We start from the raw sequence: 16,554 nt of genomic DNA on the forward strand, positions 1-16,554 counted from the left end.
CCCCCACGTTCCCCCAGCACACCGAGGAGAGGGGCGGGCGGATGGCGACCATGGTCGACGTGGCCCGGCGCGCGGGCGTCTCCGTGGCCACGGTCTCGCACGTACTCAACGAGACCCGCCGGGTGCGGCCGGACACCCGCCAGGCCGTCCTGGACGCCATCGACGACCTCGGCTACACCCCCAATACGCTCGCCCGCTCCCTCGTCACCGCCCGCACCCGCTCGATCGGACTTGCCGTCTCGGCGATCAGCAATCCGTACTTCACCGAGATCCTCCAGGGCGTCGAGGCCGCCGCCCTGGAACACGGCTACAGCCTGCTGATCGCCGATCCGCACGACGACCCCGCCCATGAGCGGAAGGTCGTCCAGCTGCTCCATGAGCGGCGGGTGGACGGAGTGATCGTCGCGCCGTCCGCCGAGCCCGCCGAGCTGATCGGCTATCTGACCCGGCGCGGGGTCCCCTGCGTCTTCCTCGACCGGCTGATCGGCGCCGGGTACGACCATCCGTACGACCAGGTCTGCGCCGAGAACGCGTTCCCTCTCGAACAACTGGTGCGCCACCTCGCCGAGCTGGGCCACACCCGCATCGGCCTGGTCGCGGGCCTGCCGGGGCTGAGCACGACCGCCGAGCGGATCGACGGCTACCGCACCGGGCTGCACCACAGCGGGCTGCCGTTCGACCCCGGGCTGCTGGCGGACGGCCACTCCGAGGCGCGCGGCGCGGAGGACGCCACCCACCGGCTCCTGACCGCCGCCGAGCCGCCCACCGCGATCATCACCGCCAACAACGCGATGACGATCGGCGCGCTGCGCGCCCTGCGGGCGGCGGGCCGCACCGTACCGGGCGATCTGGCGCTCGTCTGCTTCGACGACTTCACCTGGGCCGATGTCTTCTCCCCCGGGCTCACCGCGATCTCCCAGCCCAGCCGGGAGATCGGCAGCACCGCGGTCCGGCTGCTGCTGGACCGGCTGGAGCATCCGGGGCGGCCGCCGCGTACCGTGCGGCTGCCCTGCGCCTTCGTCCACCGCACATCCTGCGGCTGCGCTCCCGAGCCCGCACCCGAGCCCGCCGACCGTCCCGCACCTCCAGGAAAGGACCCCGTCCCGTGATCGTCGTCGCCGGAGAAGCCCTGATCGATCTCGTGCCCGACCGCGCGGCGCCCGCCGCGACGGGCGACGAGCTGCCCGCCCTGCGTCCGGCACGCGGCGGCGGCCCCTACAACACCGCGATGGCGCTGGGCCGGCTCGGCGTGCCGACCGCTTTCTGCTCACGGGTCTCCACGGACGGCTTCGGCGAGGCGCTGCTGTCCCGGCTGCACCAGGACGGAGTGGACACCGCCCTGGTGCAGCGCGGCCCGGAGCCCACCACCCTCGCCGTCGCGTCGATCGGCGCCGACGGGTCGGCGGGCTTCGGCTTCTATGTGCAGGGCACCGCGGACCGGCTCTTCGCGCTGCCCCCGGCGCTGCCGGAGGGGACCACGGCACTGTCGCTGGGGACCTGTTCGCTGGTGCTGGAGCCGGGGGCGAGCGCGTACGAGGCGCTACTGCGGCGCGAGGCAGGGCGCGGCGTCTTCACCGCGCTCGACCCCAACATCCGCACCGGGCTCATTCCCGACGCCGACGCCTACCGGGCCCGCTTCCGCGGCTGGCTGCCGTACGTCGGACTGCTCAAGCTGTCCATCGAGGACGCACGCTGGCTGGCCGGTTCCGGCGACACCCCGGCGGGGTCCGACGAGGCCGTCGAGGCGGCGATACGGGAGTGGGCGGCGGCCGGACCGGCGGCCGTGGTCTGCACCCACGGCGGGGACGGGCTGAGCGTGCTGTGCCAGGACGGATCCCGCTGGGCCGTGCCCGGGGAGCGGGTGGAGATCGTGGACACCATCGGAGCGGGCGACACGGTGAACGCCGCGCTGCTGCACCGGCTGGCGGCGCATGACGCGCTGTCGGCGCCCGCGCTGGCCAAGCTGGGCGAGGCCGCCTGGCAGGACGTCCTGGGGTTCGCCGCCCGGGCCGCCGCGATCACCTGCTCCCGGGCGGGCGCCGAGCCGCCGTACGCCGCCGAGCTGGCCGTAGGGGCGTAAACCGTGCGGTGCGCCGCGCCCGGTCCGGGCGCGGCGCACCGCACGAGTGCTCTGCCGCGGCCTACTTGGCGGTGGTCCGCTTCGAAGCGGCCTTCTTGGTCACGGTCTTCTTCGACGCGGTCTTGTTCGCTGCGGTCTTGTTCGCCGCGGTCTTCTTGGCCGCCGTCTTGGCGGGGGCCTTCTTGGCGGACGCCTTCTTCGCCGTGCCGCCCATGCGGGCCGCCGGCACCGACGCGTCGCTCACCCGGTCACCCAGCATGTCCCGCAGGAACTTTCCGGTGTGGCTGGCCGGGACCGAGGCCACCTCCTCCGGGGTGCCCTCGGCGATGACCAGACCACCGCCGCTGCCGCCCTCGGGGCCCATGTCGACAACCCAGTCCGCCGTCTTGATCACATCGAGGTTGTGCTCGATGACGATCACCGAGTTGCCCTTGTCGACCAGCCCGGACAGCACGTTGATCAGCTTGTTGATGTCCTCGAAGTGCAGACCCGTGGTCGGCTCGTCCAGCACATAGACCGTCCGCCCGGTGGACCGCTTCTGCAGCTCGCTCGCCAGCTTGACCCGCTGCGCCTCACCGCCGGAGAGGGTCGGCGCGGGCTGGCCGAGCCGCACGTACCCCAGGCCGACCTCGTTGAGGGTGCGCAGATGGCGGGCGATCGTCGGCACCGCCTCGAAGAAGGCCAGCGCCTCCTCGATGGGCATGTCCAGCACCTCGGCGATGGACTTGCCCTTGTAGTGCACCTCCAGCGTCTCCCGGTTGTAGCGCGCGCCGTGGCAGACCTCGCACGGCACATACACATCCGGCAGGAAGTTCATCTCGATCTTGATCGTGCCGTCACCGGAGCAGTTCTCGCAGCGACCGCCCTTGACGTTGAAGGAGAAGCGCCCGGGCATGTAGCCGCGCACCTTCGCCTCCATCGTCTCGGCGAACAGCTTGCGCACATGGTCGAACACCCCGGTGTACGTGGCCGGGTTGGACCGCGGCGTGCGGCCGATGGGCGACTGGTCGACATGGACCACCTTGTCGACCAGGTCGTCACCGGCGACCCGGGTGTGCCGCCCGGGGACGGTCTTCGCCCCGTTCAGCTCGCGGGCCAGATGGGTGTAGAGGATGTCGTTGACCAGCGTGGACTTCCCGGATCCGGAGACCCCGGTGACGGCGGTGAGCACACCGAGCGGGAAGGACACGTCGATGTCCTGGAGGTTGTTCTCCCGGGCGCCGTGCACCGTCAGCCGCCGCTCCGGGTCCGTGGGACGCCGGGCCCCCGGCAGCGGGATGGCCTTCTTGCCCGACAGATAGTGGCCGGTCGCCGACTCCTCGTTGACCAGCAGCTCGCTCAGCGGCCCGCTGTGCACCACCTTGCCGCCGTGCTCGCCCGCGCCCGGGCCGATGTCCACCACCCAGTCCGAGGTCTTGATGGTGTCCTCGTCGTGCTCCACGACGATCAGGGTGTTGCCGAGGTCGCGCAGCCGCACCAGTGTCTCGATCAGCCGGTGGTTGTCGCGCTGGTGCAGACCGATCGACGGCTCGTCCAGCACGTACAGCACGCCCACCAGACCGGAACCGATCTGGGTGGCCAGCCGGATGCGCTGGGCCTCACCGCCGGAGAGGGTGCCCGCCGCCCGGTTGAGCGAGAGATAGTCCAGACCGACGTCGACCAGGAACCGCAGCCGCTCGTTGACCTCCTTGAGGACACGCTCGGCGATGGTCTTCTCGCGAGCGGTCAGCTCCATGTTCCGCAGGAACTCGGCGCATTCGCTGATCGACATCGCGGAGACGTCCGCGATGGACCGCTCCTGCACGGTGACCGCGAGGACGATCGGCTTGAGGCGAGTGCCGTCACAGGTGGGGCAGGGCACCTCGCGCATATAGCCCTCGAACCGCTCCCGGCTGCTGTCGCTCTCCGCCTCCGAGTGGCGCCGCTTGACGAAGGGCACCGCGCCCTCGAACGCGGTGGTGTACGCGCGCTGACGGCCGTAGCGATTGCGGTAGCGGACCTCGATCTGGGTGCGGTGGCCGTTCAGCAGCGCCTTCTTGGCCCGCTGCGGAAGCCCGGCCCACGGGATGTCCGTACGGAAGCCGAGGGCGTCGGCGAGCGCGCCGACCAGCCGTCCGAAGTAGTCCTTGGTGTGACCGTGGGACCAGGGGTGGATGGCTCCCTCGTCCAGCGACTTCTCCTCGTCCGGAATGATCAGCTCCGGGTCGACCTCCATCCGGGTGCCGATCCCGGTGCAGTCCGGGCAGGCGCCGAACGGCGAGTTGAAGGAGAAGGAGCGCGGCTCCAGCTCCTCGAAGGACAGGTCGTCGTACGGGCAGTAGAGGTGCTCGGAGAACATCCGCTCGCGCTGCGGATCGTCCTCGTCCAGATCCACGAAGTCCAGGATGATCATGCCACCGGAGAGCCCGAGCGCGGTCTCCACCGAGTCGGTCAGCCGCCGCTTGGCGCTGTCCTTGACGGTGAGGCGGTCCACGACCACCTCGATGGTGTGCTTCTCCTGCTTCTTCAGCTTCGGCGGGTCGGACAGATGGACCGTCGCGCCGTCCACCCGGGCCCGGCTGTAGCCCTTGGTCTGGAGATCGGAGAAGAGGTCGACGAACTCCCCCTTGCGCTCGCGCACCAGCGGCGAGAGGACCTGGAAGCGGCTGCCCTCGGGCAGCTCCAGCACCCGGTCCACGATCGCCTGCGGCGACTGGCGGGCGATCGGGCGGGCGCACTCCGGACAGTGCGGCTTGCCGATGCGGGCGAACAGCAGCCGGAGGTAGTCGTAGACCTCGGTGATGGTGCCGACGGTCGAGCGCGGGTTGCGGGACGTCGACTTCTGGTCGATCGACACCGCCGGGGACAGGCCCTCGATGAAGTCCACATCGGGCTTGTCCATCTGGCCCAGGAACTGCCGGGCGTAGGAGGAGAGCGACTCGACGTAGCGGCGCTGCCCCTCGGCGAAGATCGTGTCGAACGCGAGGGACGACTTACCCGACCCGGACAGTCCGGTGAAGACGATGAGGGAGTCACGAGGGAGGTCGAGCGAGACATTCTTGAGATTGTGCTCGCGAGCGCCACGGACGATGAGACGGTCGGCCACGCCGGTCGGCACCTTTCTTGAGGAGAGGTGGGTGCGCCGGGCCCGCTCCCGGGTCCCTTCCCGACGGACAGGACGGAGCGGAGCGAAGCCCCCGACCCAGGGTATGGGGGCGCCACGGCGATGTCTTAAGGATGCAGCACACCGAGCCTATAGCACGCACATTCGATTTGCCGGGCCCACGTTCCCCGTTCACCCGATCGTGTGGAGGGTGCTACGGGATAAAAGGCGCATAACGCCCCAGGTATTCCCCGGGCTCCGCCTCGCCCCCGGCCCCCCGCCGCCCGGCCTTCCGACGCTAGGCTTGAGGCCATGACCTACAGCGGAGCGGTGACGGTCGGCGGACCAGCGGACGTGCACGAACTGCCCGATCTGATGATCTCGAAGGTCGCGGTCGGCCCCATGAACAACAACGCGTACCTGCTGCGTTGCCGGGCCACCGACGAGCAGCTACTGATCGACGCGGCCGCCGACCCGCACACCCTGCTCTCGCTGATCGGCGAGAGCGGCATCGCGTCCGTCGTCACCACCCACCGCCACCAGGATCACTGGACCGCACTGCGCGAGGTGGTGGACGCCACCGGCGCCCGCACCCTGGCCGGCCGGTACGACGCCGAGGGCATCCCGGTGCCCACCGACGTGCCGGTCGAGGACGGGGACACGGTGCGGGTCGGCCGGGTCGAGCTGACCGCCCGCCATCTGGTGGGCCACACCCCGGGCAGCATCGCCCTGGTCTACGACGACCCGCACGGCCATCCGCACGTGTTCACCGGCGACTGCCTGTTCCCGGGCGGCGTCGGCAACACGTGGAAGGACCCCGAGGCGTTCGAGAGCCTGCTCCACGACGTCGAGACCAAGCTCTTCGACCGGCTCCCGGACGAGACCTGGGTCTACCCCGGCCACGGTGACGACACCACCCTCGGCGCCGAGCGCCCCCACCTCGCCGAATGGCGCGAGCGCGGCTGGTAGCGCCCCCTCCACCCCCGCACCGCGCCGAACGCCACCGCGCGCCCCGTAACCGGTGTGCCGCGGCGGCTGTTGGCGCGGCATGCACGACGTCCCGCGCGACGACGACCGCGCCCCGTCCGCCCCTGCCGCCCCCTCCATGGTCCGCCTCGCCGCCGCGGCCCTGGTCGGCACCGCCATCGAGTTCTACGACTTCTTCGTCTACGGCACGGCCGCGGCCCTCGTCCTCGGCCCGCTCTTCTTCCCCACCTTCTCCCCGCTCGCGGGCACCCTGGCCGCCTTCGGCACCTTCGCCGCCGGGTTCGTCTCCCGGCCGCTGGGCGCGATGCTGCTCGGGTCGCTGGGCGACCGCCACGGTCGGCGGCCGGTGCTCATCGCCTCACTGCTGCTGACCGGCCTCGCGACGGTCGCGGTCGGCTTCGTGCCGACGTACGACGCGATCGGCATCGCCGCCCCCGCCCTGCTGCTCACGCTCCGCTTCCTCCAGGGCCTCGGGCTCGGCGGCGAATGGGGCGGGGCGGTTCTGCTGACCGTCGAACACGCGCCCGCCGGGCGGCGCGGCCTGTGGTCGGGCTTTCCGCAGATCGGCCCGCCCATCGGCTTCCTGCTGGCCAACGGCACGATGCTGATCCTGTCCGCCACGCTCTCCGACGCCGCGTTCCGCTCGTGGGGCTGGCGGGTGCCGTTCTGGGGTGCGGGGCTGCTGGTGGCCGCCGGGCTGCTGCTGCGCGCCCAGGTGACCGAGACCCCGCGGTTCCGGGAACTGGCCGAGCGCGGCGAGCGGGCCGCCGCGCCGCTGGGTGAGGTGGTGCGCGGCCACTGGCGGCTGGTGCTGCTGACCGCGGGCGGGCTCGCGGTGGGATACGCGGTCTTCTACGCGGTGACGACCTGGTCCCTCGCCTACGGCACCGAGCGGCTCGGAGTGGACCGCACCGTCATGCTCGGCTGCATCATGGCCGCCGTGGCGGTCCTGGGCGCCGTGACGCCCCTGGCGGCCCATCTCGGTGACCGCTTCGGGCGGCGGCCCCTGTGCCTGCTGGGCTGCGCGGCCACGGTGGTGTGGATGTTCCCGCTGGTCGCGCTGTTGCGCACCGGGGAGCCGCCGCTGATGTTCCTGGGCTTCCTGGGCGCGCTGCTCGCCTTCGTCACCCTGTTCGCCGTGACCTCGGCCTATCTCCCCGAGCTGTACGAGCCGCGGGTGCGCTGCACGGGCGCGGGGCTCGGCTACAACCTCGCGGGGGTGCTCGGCGGTGCGCTCACCCCCATCGTGGCCACCGCGGTCTCCCGGGGCGACGGCCCGCCCTGGGGCGTCGCCGGATATCTGACCGCGGTCGCGCTGCTCAGCCTCGGCTGCTTCGCCCTGCTGCCGGAGACGCACCCGGCGGCCGACCGTCCGGCGGGCGGACGGTCGGCCGCGCGGCCCCTGGAGGCCGGGGAGGCTCCTGTCTGAGCCCCGGGTCGTACGGGCGGGTGCGCCGCAGGACGGGCCCGCCCGTACGGACGGGCGTCAGACGTCGGCGCTGTCCTTCTCCCGGGCCCGGTCCTCCCCGGTCCCCGCCTCCGCCACGGCCTGCTTCTTCGAGGCGTAGAGGCTGGTGATCGTCGTGATCGCGAGCACCGCGCAGATCACGCCCAGCGACACCGGAATGGAGATCTGCGGGACATGCACCCCGGACTCGTGGAGCGCGTGCAGCACCAGCTTGACGCCGATGAAGCCGAGGATGACCGACAGCCCGTACGACAGGTGGACCAGCTTCTTGAGCAGCCCGCCGATCAGGAAGTACAGCTGACGCAGACCCATCAGCGCGAAGGCGTTGGCGGTGAACACGATGTACGGATCCTGGGTCAGGCCGAAGATCGCCGGTATGGAGTCCAGCGCGAAGAGGACGTCCGTGGTGCCGATCGCCAGCATGACGATCAGCATCGGCGTCATCAGCCGCTTGCCGTTCTCCATGATGAACAGCTTGGTGCCGTGGTACTGGTCGGTGGACGGGACCCGCTTCTCGACCGCCTTGAGCAGGCGGTTCTCCTCGAACTCCTCTTCCTCCTCATCGGAGCGCGCCTCCTGGATGAGCTTCCAGGCCGTCCAGATGAGGAAGGCGCCGAAGATGTAGAAGACCCAGGCGAAGGTCGAGATGATCGCGGCGCCCGCGGCGATGAAGACCGCCCGCAGCACGAGGGCGATCAGCACGCCCACCATCAGCACCCGCTGCTGGTAGATCGTCGGCACCGAGAACTTCGCCATGATCAGGACGAAGACGAAGAGGTTGTCGACGCTCAGCGACTTCTCGGTGATGAAGCCCGCGAAGAACTCGCCGGAGGGCTGGCCGCCGGCGAAGACCAGCAGCCCGAGCCCGAAGAGCCCGGCGAGGACGATCCAGACGGTCGTCCAGATCCCGGCCTCCTTGAGGGAGACCTCATGCGGCTTGCGGCCGCCTATGAAGAAGTCGACGGCGATAAGGGCGCAGAGACCGACAATCGTCAGCCCCCACATGGCCACGGAAACGTCCACGGATCCTCCGGCATTCGTACGGCAATTTCAGCGTCGTCGCTGCCGGAGGTCTCTTCCGCCCGGGCTCGCGCCACGGACCGGTGCCCCGGGACCGCGCCCGACCCGACTCAAGGTGCTCGGACGCGATCCGTGGTGACGGGAACACCGCTAAGGAGTACTCCCCTCCGCGTAAAGAAGAGTACAGGAAGTTCCATGAAAGAGTAAAGAGAAAGGCAAAAGCCCTGCTCAATCTGTAGTTGATCTCCAGAGTCAGCGCCCGTACGCCTCCCGGGCCCGCCCCACCTGCCCCAGCACCTGCTGGAGCACCTGGCTGCCGACCGGGACCAGCGACGGCTCGTACGTCCAGGCATGGCCGACCCAGGGATCGGCCAGGTGATCTTCGGCGACCGGGGTGATCCGCAGCAGCGAGCGCCACAGCGGGTCCAGCACCGGCCCGTACGCCTGCGCGTCCTCGCGGTCGGCGACCATCATCAGATGCACCCCGACCGAGGGCCCCTCGTCCGCGAGGTAGCGCAGCTGGGTGACGGCCCGGTCGTCGAAGCCGTGCGGGAAGTCGTGGACGATCAGCAGCTGCTGGGCGAGGTCCAGATCGGGCGGCAGCGCGTCCGTGGCCCCGTTGCGGACCGCCATCTGCACCAGGTCGACGCGCCGGGTCAGGGCGGCGAGCACCGAGGACACCCCCGCCGCCCCGGCTGCCGGCGGCTCACGCAGCGCACCGGACGACAGCAGGGGGGCCAACGACGTCGCCGCCGAGCCCGCCGGGTCGATCACGTGCACCGAGAACTCGTCCACCGGATACACCGCCAGCAGCCGCGCCGCATGCGCCACCGCCGTCTCGGCCGCCAGCCTGCGCAGCTCCCCGGAGTCCAGCAGCGCACCGCGGACCGAACCGGTGCGCCCCGCGTCGATCCACAGACCACGCTCCAGCGGCAGCCGCACCAGCATGGGGATGCGCAGCTCCGTGCGCTCCGGAAGGTGGAGATCGCCCAGGCGCAGCGCCATCGGGACCTCCATCGGCACCTGATAGCCCTGCCAGACCGGGCTGTCCCAGCGGGCGTACGCGGGCGGCAGCGCGGGCTCGACGACCTCGGCCTCGGCGGCCAGCTGCGCCAGGTCGCGGTCGAGGGCGGTCCGGGCCTGCTCGACCAGACCTGCCTGCTTGGCGCGCGCCTGCGCGCGGGCGGCGTCGGCGGCGGGGCCGACCCGGGTGCGCGGATCGGAGAGCACCTTGTCCAGCTCCTGCTCCATCCGGGACTCGGCGAAGTCGACGGCGCTGCGATAGGCGGCGGTGGTGCGGGCCAGGTCCTCGAACATGCCCCAGACCTGGTTGTAGAGCCGCTCCTCCATGGTCCAGCCGGAGGCGTCACCCGCGACGGGCCGCGCGGGCTGTCCGGGCTGGGCGGGCGGCACGGCCGGCGGGGGCGTGGGGGGCGCGTCGGTACGGCGCCCGGGGTGCTGGTAGTCGACCCGCCCGCCCGGCGCCGTGTCCCCCGCCTGGGGCTGCGGCGGGGCCGGAGCCTGTGGCTGGGGCTGTGGCCGACCCGGGCCCGGGGCGTCCGGCGCGGACCCGGCGCCCGCCGTGGCCGTACGCACCCGGCCGTCGCCCCCGGCGGCACGCGGCGGGGGCTGGGCCACCGAGCGGGCCATGCCGCGCGCCACCGCGTCGTTGATCTCGGCGGCCAGCTCGGCGGCCTGGGGCAGCCCCTGGTCCCGCAGCATGTCGGCCAGCCCGCCCGCGTACCCCTGGCCCACCGCGCGCACCTTCCAGGCACCCTGCCTGCGGTACAGCTCCAGGGCGACCACCGCGGACTCCGAGTCAAGGTCGGTGATGGTGTAACCGGCCACCTCGGTGCCGTCGAGGCCGGTGACGGCCACGGTCGGCGCGGCCATGGCGCCGAACCGGGTCGGGCCGCCGGACCCGCTCACCAGGGCGAGCAGCACATGCACCCGGTGGACGCCCTCGGGCAGCGCGTCGAGGTCGACGGCGAGCCGATGGGCGGCCGCCGCCTGTTTGGGCACTTCGATGCCGGGCAGCTGGGGCGAGGCGGGGTGCGCGACCCACTCGACGCCCTGCACCGTGCCCTGCTCATCGCCGAGTGTCGCCCCGGCCACGATCGGATTACCCGCCGAGATCCGGATCTCCAAACGGGTCTGGGGCAGCGGGTGGTTCTGCCCCCGGACCAGCTCGGCCGTCATCGTGCGTCCCCTCGTTGTGTTCCGTTGTGTTCCGTGCTGGTGTGCGGACGCGTTCCGTCGTGATGTGCGAACGTGCCGCATGAGCGCGTCGGCCCGGCGGGCAGACGCACCACCGGGCCGACGGGAGAACCGCTGCGCTTACAGGTGCGGCACGATGTGCGGCATCAGGTCCTGGAAGGTGCGGCCGTTGGCGGGCTCGCCCACGGCCTTCATCTGCCAGGCGCTGCCCGCGCGCTGCACGATGGCCATGATCTGCGCGGTGTACTGGCCACCACCGGTGAGGGTGTAACGGGCCAGCTCCTGGCCGTTGGTCTCGTCGACCAGCCGGCAGAACGCGTTCTGCACCTCGGCGAAGGTCTGGCCGGTGAAGGAGTTCACCGTGAAGACGATCTGGTCGATGTGCACCGGCACCCGCTGCAGGTCGACCAGGACCGCCTCGTCGTCACCGCCCTGGCCGGCGCCACCGACCAGGTTGTCGCCGGTGTGGCGCACCGAGCCGTCGTCGCTCACCAGGTGGCGGAAGAACACGACGTCGGTCGGCTGCTTGTCGGCGAAGAGCACCGCCGACGCGTCGAGGTCGATCTCACGGGTACGGGAGCCGAACAGTCCGCGGCGGGGCGCCGCCTGCCAGCCCAGTCCCATCCGCACCGCGGTCAGGGTGCCCCCGTCGGCCTTCTGCAGGCTGATGGCCTGTCCCTTGGACATGTTGACCGTCACGCGCTGTCCCTACTCTCGTCTCTCGGTTTCCCCGTGGCCGCCGCGGCGCGGCCGCGGCCGCGCCGTGTGCACGGCCCTCCCGAAAACCCTATGCGCGGCCACCAGGGCTTCGGCCAGGCCAGCGGGCTTTTGTGTCGGTCTTGCAACACAGCAGGCCCACAGCGGAACCCCGGCGCAACCTCACCCGCCCCAGGAGTCAGGACAGCCCGGCCTCCCTCATCTGCCGCAACTCCTTCTTCAGCTCCCCGACCTCGTCCCGCAGCCGGGCCGCGACCTCGAACTGCAGCTCCGCCGCCGCGGCCTTCATCCGGTCGGTCATCTGCTCGATCAGGTCGGCCAGTTCGGCGGCCGGGCGGTCGGTCAGCGTGCCGCCCTCGGCCCCCTTCGCCGCCTTGCCGCCCGCCTTGTGGGACGCCAGCGCGGGCACCGGCGCCTTCGCCTGCCCCTTGCCCGCTCCCTTGCCCTGGTCCGCCGCCTTGCGGTAGCCGGTTTCCAGCAGCTCCTTGGTGTCGATCTCCTCGCGCGCGAGGGTCGCCACGATGTCGCCGATCTTCTTGCGGAGGGGCTGCGGGTCGATCCCGTTCTTCTCGTTGAACGCGATCTGCTTCTCCCGGCGGCGGTTGGTCTCGTCGATGGCCTTCTCCATCGCCGGGGTGACCTTGTCGGCGTACATGTGCACCTGGCCCGACACGTTACGGGCGGCGCGGCCGATGGTCTGGATCAGCGAGGTGCCGGAGCGCAGGAAGCCCTCCTTGTCCGCGTCGAGGATGGCGACCAGCGAGACCTCCGGCAGGTCGAGGCCCTCCCGCAGCAGGTTGATGCCGACCAGGACGTCGTACTCGCCCGCGCGCAGCTCGCGCAGCAGCTCCACCCGGCGCAGGGTGTCCACGTCGCTGTGCAGATAGCGCACCTGGATGCCCAGTTCGAGCATGTAGTCCGTCAGGTCCTCGGCCATCTTCTTGGTGAGGGTGGTGACGAGGACCCGCTCGTCCTTCTCGGTGCGGGTGCGGATCTCATGGATCAGATCGTCGATCTGCCCGTCGGTGGGCTTGACCACGACCTCGGGGTCGACCAGGCCGGTCGGCCGGATGATCTGCTCGACGAAGCCGTCGCCACGGGACATCTCGTACGTCCCGGGGGTCGCGGAGAGGTACACCGTCTGACCGATCCGCTCCTGGAACTCCTCCCACTTCAGTGGTCGGTTGTCGAGCGCGGAGGGCAGCCGGAAGCCGTGCTCGATCAGCGTGCGCTTCCGGGACGCGTCGCCCTCGTACATCGCGCCGATCTGCGGCACGGTGACGTGCGACTCGTCGATGACCAGGAGGAAGTCCTCCGGGAAATAGTCGAGCAGGGTGTGCGGCGGGGAGCCGGTCTCCCGGCCGTCGATGTGCAGCGAGTAGTTCTCGATGCCGGAGCAGGTGCCGATCTGCCGCATCATCTCGATGTCGTACGTGGTGCGCATCCGCAGCCGCTGGGCCTCCAGCAGCTTGCCCTGCTTCTCCAGCCGGGCCAGGGTCTGCTCCAGCTCGGTCTCGATCCCGGCGATGGCCCTCTCCATGCGCTCGGGCCCGGCCACATAGTGGGTGGCCGGGAACACATACAGCTCCTGATCGTCGCTGATCACCTCGCCGGTGAGCGGGTGGAGCGTCGACAGCGCCTCGATCTCGTCGCCGAACATCTCGATCCGGACGGCCAGTTCCTCGTAGACCGGGAAGATCTCGATGGTGTCGCCGCGGACCCGGAAGGTGCCCCGGGTGAACGCCATGTCGTTCCGGGCGTACTGGATGTCCACGAAGCGGCGCAGCAGCTGGTCGCGGTCGATCTCCTCGCCGACCTTGAGCGGCACCATGCGGTCCACGTACTCCTGCGGGGTGCCCAGGCCGTAGATGCAGGAGACGGATGCCACCACGACCACATCGCGCCGGGTGAGCAGCGAATTCGTCGCGGAGTGGCGCAGCCGCTCGACCTCCTCGTTGATCGAGGAGTCCTTCTCGATGTAGGTGTCCGACTGCGGTACGTACGCCTCGGGCTGGTAGTAGTCGTAGTACGAGACGAAGTACTCGACCGCGTTGTTCGGCAGCAGCTCGCGGAACTCGTTGGCGAGCTGGGCCGCCAGCGTCTTGTTCGGCGCCATGACGAGCGTGGGCCGCTGAAGCTTCTCGATCATCCACGCGGTGGTCGCGGACTTGCCGGTGCCGGTCGCGCCGAGGAGCACGACGTCCTTCTCACCGCCGCGGATGCGCCGGTCCAGGTCGGCGATGGCCGTGGGCTGGTCGCCGCTGGGCTGGTACGGGCTGACGACCTCGAAGGGCGCCACCTTGCGTTCGATCTGAGTCACGGGCCGCATGAGACCCACCGTACGACTCGCCACCGACAACGGCCGGACGGCCGCTCCCCGGGCCGGCCCGCCGCCCGGGGAGCGGCCCGGTGCGCAGGCCGGCTCGCGGCCCGGTCCGGGAGGGGTACGAGATGGATCAATGTACGGCTTTTCTGTGACTGTCCTCCGGTACGGCTGGTCTGGCACGCTTCGGCCGTCCGCGAGTCAGACGACGCGAGGAGTCCGTATGCAGATCCGCCCCGCCGCCGCGTTATCCGGCGCTCTCCTGGGCGTCTCCACGCTGGTCCTCCCCACGGTGGCGCAGGCCGCCCCCGGCATGTCGCACCACCACACCGTCACGGTGGCGCACCGGGGCGCCTCCGGCTACTCCCCCGAGAACACCCTGGCAGCCGTCGACGCCGCCGACGACCTGGGCATCGACTGGGTGGAGAACGATGTGCAGCGCACCCGGGACGGCGAACTGATCGTCATGCACGACACCACGCTGAACCGGACCACCGACGTCGAGGAGGTCTTCCCGGACCGGGCCCCCTGGAAGATCTCCGACTTCACCCTGGACGAGATCGAGAAACTTGACGCCGGGAGCTGGTTCGGACCGAAGTTCGCGGGCGAGCCGGTGCCGACCCTGGAGGAGTACCTGGATCGGGTTTCGGACAACCATCAGAAGCTGCTCATGGAGATCAAGGCGCCGGAACTGTACCCGGGCATCGAGCGGCAGGCCGTGCGCGAGCTGCGCCGGGAGGGCTGGCTGGACCGCAAGCACCTCAAGCGGCTGATCGTGCAGAGCTTCAGCGCCGACTCGGTCCAGGCGGTCCACCGGCTGCGGCGGGACATCAAGACCGGCTTCCTGGGCACCCCGGCGGTCGCCGATCTGCCGCGGTACGCGGAGTTCGCCGACCAGATCAACCCGAGCCACACGACGATCGACGCCTCGTACGTGGCGGAGGTCCAGGCGGTGGACGGGGCGCACGGCCGGCCGCTGGAGGTCTACACCTGGACGGTGAACGACGGCCCGACGGCGGTCAAGGTCGCGGGGATGGGGGTGAATGGGATCATCACCAACAAGCCCGACGTGGTGCGGGACGCGCTGGACGACGCCCGCTGACGGCGACTGACGGCAGCTGACGGCGGGGCGTTGTCGGACCCCCCGCCTACGCTGAAGGTGTGACGAACGAGCGGCGGCAGCCGGAGCGGCAGTCCGAGCGGCAGGAGACCCACGACTGGTCCTGGGCGGTGTCCGACACGCCCATCGGTCCCCTGCTGCTCGCGGCCACCGGCCAGGGGCTGGTCCACGTGGTCTTCCACGCCGACCGGAAGACGGCGGCCGGGGCCGTCGACCGGCTCACCCGGCGCCTGGGCACCGGGCCCGCGCCCGAGCCCGGTGCGCATCTCACCGAGGCGATACGGCAGGTGGAGAGCTACTTCGCCGAGCGGACGCGGGCGTTCACCCTGCCGCTGGACTGGTCCCTGTCCGCCGGATTCAACCGTCGGGTGCTGCGTGAGCTGGCCGCCCATGTTCCGTACGGCACGGTCGTCGGCTACCAGGACCTCGCCCGCCGGGTCGGCGAGCCGGATGCCGCCCGCGCGGTCGGGGTGGCCATGGGCAGCAATCCGCTGCCGGTGGTGGTTCCCTGCCATCGCGTCGTGGAGAGCGACGGCGGCATAGGCGGCTTCGGCGGCGGGCTGGAGACCAAGCGGACCCTGCTGGCCCTGGAAGGGGTACTTCCGCAACCGCTTTTCTGACCGGAGGGGTTGTCCGATTACCGGGTTGGACAATATTTTGCCGATGAAATGCGCGGCCATCTTGTCATGACCACCCTCCCCCCTTACCTTGGGAGCGCTCGCGGGCCCCACCCCGGCGAGAATGCAACGCAAGCACATTTTGGTACGCGGTAAGGCCCTTTCGTTCTCCCGCGCTTCCCCGCACTTCCCGCTCACGCACAAAAGACGAACGCGTTCCTTCACGGCTCAACCACGTCCCCGATGATCGAATTGGAGAGCCATGTCCGGTGTTCTGCTCGCCGGCGGCGCGGCCGCGGCGTTATTCGCCTCGGCCTTTTCCGCTCAAGGTGTTTCCTCGGCCCCCGATGCGCCGCCGGAAAAGATCCAGATAAGCGTCAATACCGTGAACGGCTCGGGCTGCCCGAAAGGGACCGCCGCGGTGGCCGTGGCCGGTGACAACACGGCCTTCACCGTGACCTACAGCGACTATCTCGCCCAGGTCGGCCCCAGCTCGAACCCCACCGACATCCGTAAGAACTGCCAGCTCAACCTGGGCGTTCACGTGCCGCAGGGGTTCACCTACGCCATCGCCCAGGTCGACTACCGCGGCTACGGGTCCCTGCAAAAGGGAGCGAAGGGCACCGAGAAGGCAAGTTACTACTTCCAGGGGTCATCGGACACGGCATCGCGCACCCATGAGTTCGGCGGTCCGTACAACGACAACTGGCAGACCACCGACGCCACGGATTACAGCGCGCTGGTGTGGGCGCCGTGCGGCCAGGGCCGCAACTTCAACATCAACACCGAACTGCGGGTGAACGCGGGCACTTCGCCGGCCGGCACCACCAGCTTCATGGCCATGGACTCGACGGACGGCGGAGCCAACACCATTTACCACCTGGCCTGGAAGGAATGCCCCTAGCCCTGCCTCAGGGCGGGTA

At 70.6% G+C, this 16,554-nt stretch carries 12 protein-coding genes; 7 read left to right on the plus strand and 5 right to left on the minus strand.

What is annotated here, in order from left to right:
• Window positions 1-41 precede the first annotated feature (41 nt).
• Both ACH4SI_RS28855 and ACH4SI_RS28860 read left to right on the plus strand, forming a co-directional pair.
• A complete protein-coding gene (locus ACH4SI_RS28855; protein WP_398300620.1) occupies window positions 42-1,109 on the plus strand; it encodes a LacI family DNA-binding transcriptional regulator in 1,068 nt (355 codons plus the stop codon).
• On the plus strand, window positions 1,106-2,080 hold the full coding sequence (locus tag ACH4SI_RS28860; RefSeq protein ID WP_398300622.1) for a carbohydrate kinase: 975 nt from the start codon (window positions 1,106-1,108) through the stop codon (window positions 2,078-2,080). Before ACH4SI_RS28855 ends, ACH4SI_RS28860 begins: the two co-directional genes overlap by 4 nt.
• A gap of 61 nt (window positions 2,081-2,141) precedes the next feature.
• On the opposite strand, the gene uvrA is transcribed toward ACH4SI_RS28860, so the two are convergent.
• The gene (gene uvrA, locus ACH4SI_RS28865) at window positions 2,142-5,165 is read right to left on the minus strand and encodes an excinuclease ABC subunit UvrA (RefSeq protein WP_398300624.1); all 3,024 of its coding nucleotides are present in this window, start codon (window positions 5,163-5,165) and stop codon (window positions 2,142-2,144) included.
• Between the two features lie 309 nt (window positions 5,166-5,474).
• Here uvrA and ACH4SI_RS28870 point away from each other — a divergent pair, with 309 nt between their 5' ends.
• Window positions 5,475-6,131: an MBL fold metallo-hydrolase gene (locus tag ACH4SI_RS28870; protein WP_398300626.1), complete on the plus strand. Its 657-nt coding sequence runs from the start codon at window positions 5,475-5,477 to the stop codon at window positions 6,129-6,131.
• 136 nt (window positions 6,132-6,267) lie between these two features.
• Window positions 6,268-7,578, plus strand: coding sequence for an MFS transporter (locus ACH4SI_RS28875; protein WP_398300948.1), 1,311 nt, complete (start codon window positions 6,268-6,270; stop codon window positions 7,576-7,578).
• Between the two features lie 57 nt (window positions 7,579-7,635).
• Here ACH4SI_RS28875 and ACH4SI_RS28880 read toward each other — a convergent pair whose 3' ends face one another.
• From ACH4SI_RS28880 to uvrB, 4 genes are all read right to left on the minus strand, one after another.
• A complete protein-coding gene (locus ACH4SI_RS28880) occupies window positions 7,636-8,640 on the minus strand; it encodes a TerC family protein (RefSeq protein ID WP_398300628.1) in 1,005 nt (334 codons plus the stop codon).
• A gap of 249 nt (window positions 8,641-8,889) precedes the next feature.
• Window positions 8,890-10,836, minus strand: a complete 1,947-nt coding sequence (locus ACH4SI_RS28885; protein ID WP_398300630.1) for a TerD family protein — start codon at window positions 10,834-10,836, stop codon at window positions 8,890-8,892.
• Between the two features lie 138 nt (window positions 10,837-10,974).
• Window positions 10,975-11,553, minus strand: coding sequence for a TerD family protein (locus ACH4SI_RS28890; RefSeq protein ID WP_391170212.1), 579 nt, complete (start codon window positions 11,551-11,553; stop codon window positions 10,975-10,977).
• A gap of 196 nt (window positions 11,554-11,749) precedes the next feature.
• Window positions 11,750-13,900, minus strand: coding sequence for an excinuclease ABC subunit UvrB (gene uvrB, locus ACH4SI_RS28895; RefSeq protein WP_398300633.1), 2,151 nt, complete (start codon window positions 13,898-13,900; stop codon window positions 11,750-11,752).
• 217 nt (window positions 13,901-14,117) lie between these two features.
• On the opposite strand from uvrB, the gene ACH4SI_RS28900 reads away from it, so the two are divergent.
• From ACH4SI_RS28900 to ACH4SI_RS28910, 3 genes are all read left to right on the plus strand, one after another.
• Complete coding sequence (locus ACH4SI_RS28900; protein WP_398300635.1) at window positions 14,118-14,996, plus strand: glycerophosphodiester phosphodiesterase; 879 nt, start codon at window positions 14,118-14,120, stop codon at window positions 14,994-14,996.
• 59 nt (window positions 14,997-15,055) lie between these two features.
• Window positions 15,056-15,634, plus strand: a complete 579-nt coding sequence (locus ACH4SI_RS28905; protein ID WP_398300637.1) for a methylated-DNA--[protein]-cysteine S-methyltransferase — start codon at window positions 15,056-15,058, stop codon at window positions 15,632-15,634.
• A 259-nt stretch (window positions 15,635-15,893) separates the two neighbouring features.
• Window positions 15,894-16,535 carry a DUF4360 domain-containing protein gene (locus tag ACH4SI_RS28910; protein WP_398300639.1) on the plus strand — a complete coding sequence of 214 codons (642 nt, stop codon included), beginning with the start codon at window positions 15,894-15,896 and terminating at the stop codon, window positions 16,533-16,535.
• Window positions 16,536-16,554 lie beyond the last annotated feature (19 nt).

It is taken from the genome of Streptomyces sp. NPDC021212 (assembly GCF_044332925.1).
Taxonomy (GTDB): domain Bacteria; phylum Actinomycetota; class Actinomycetes; order Streptomycetales; family Streptomycetaceae; genus Streptomyces.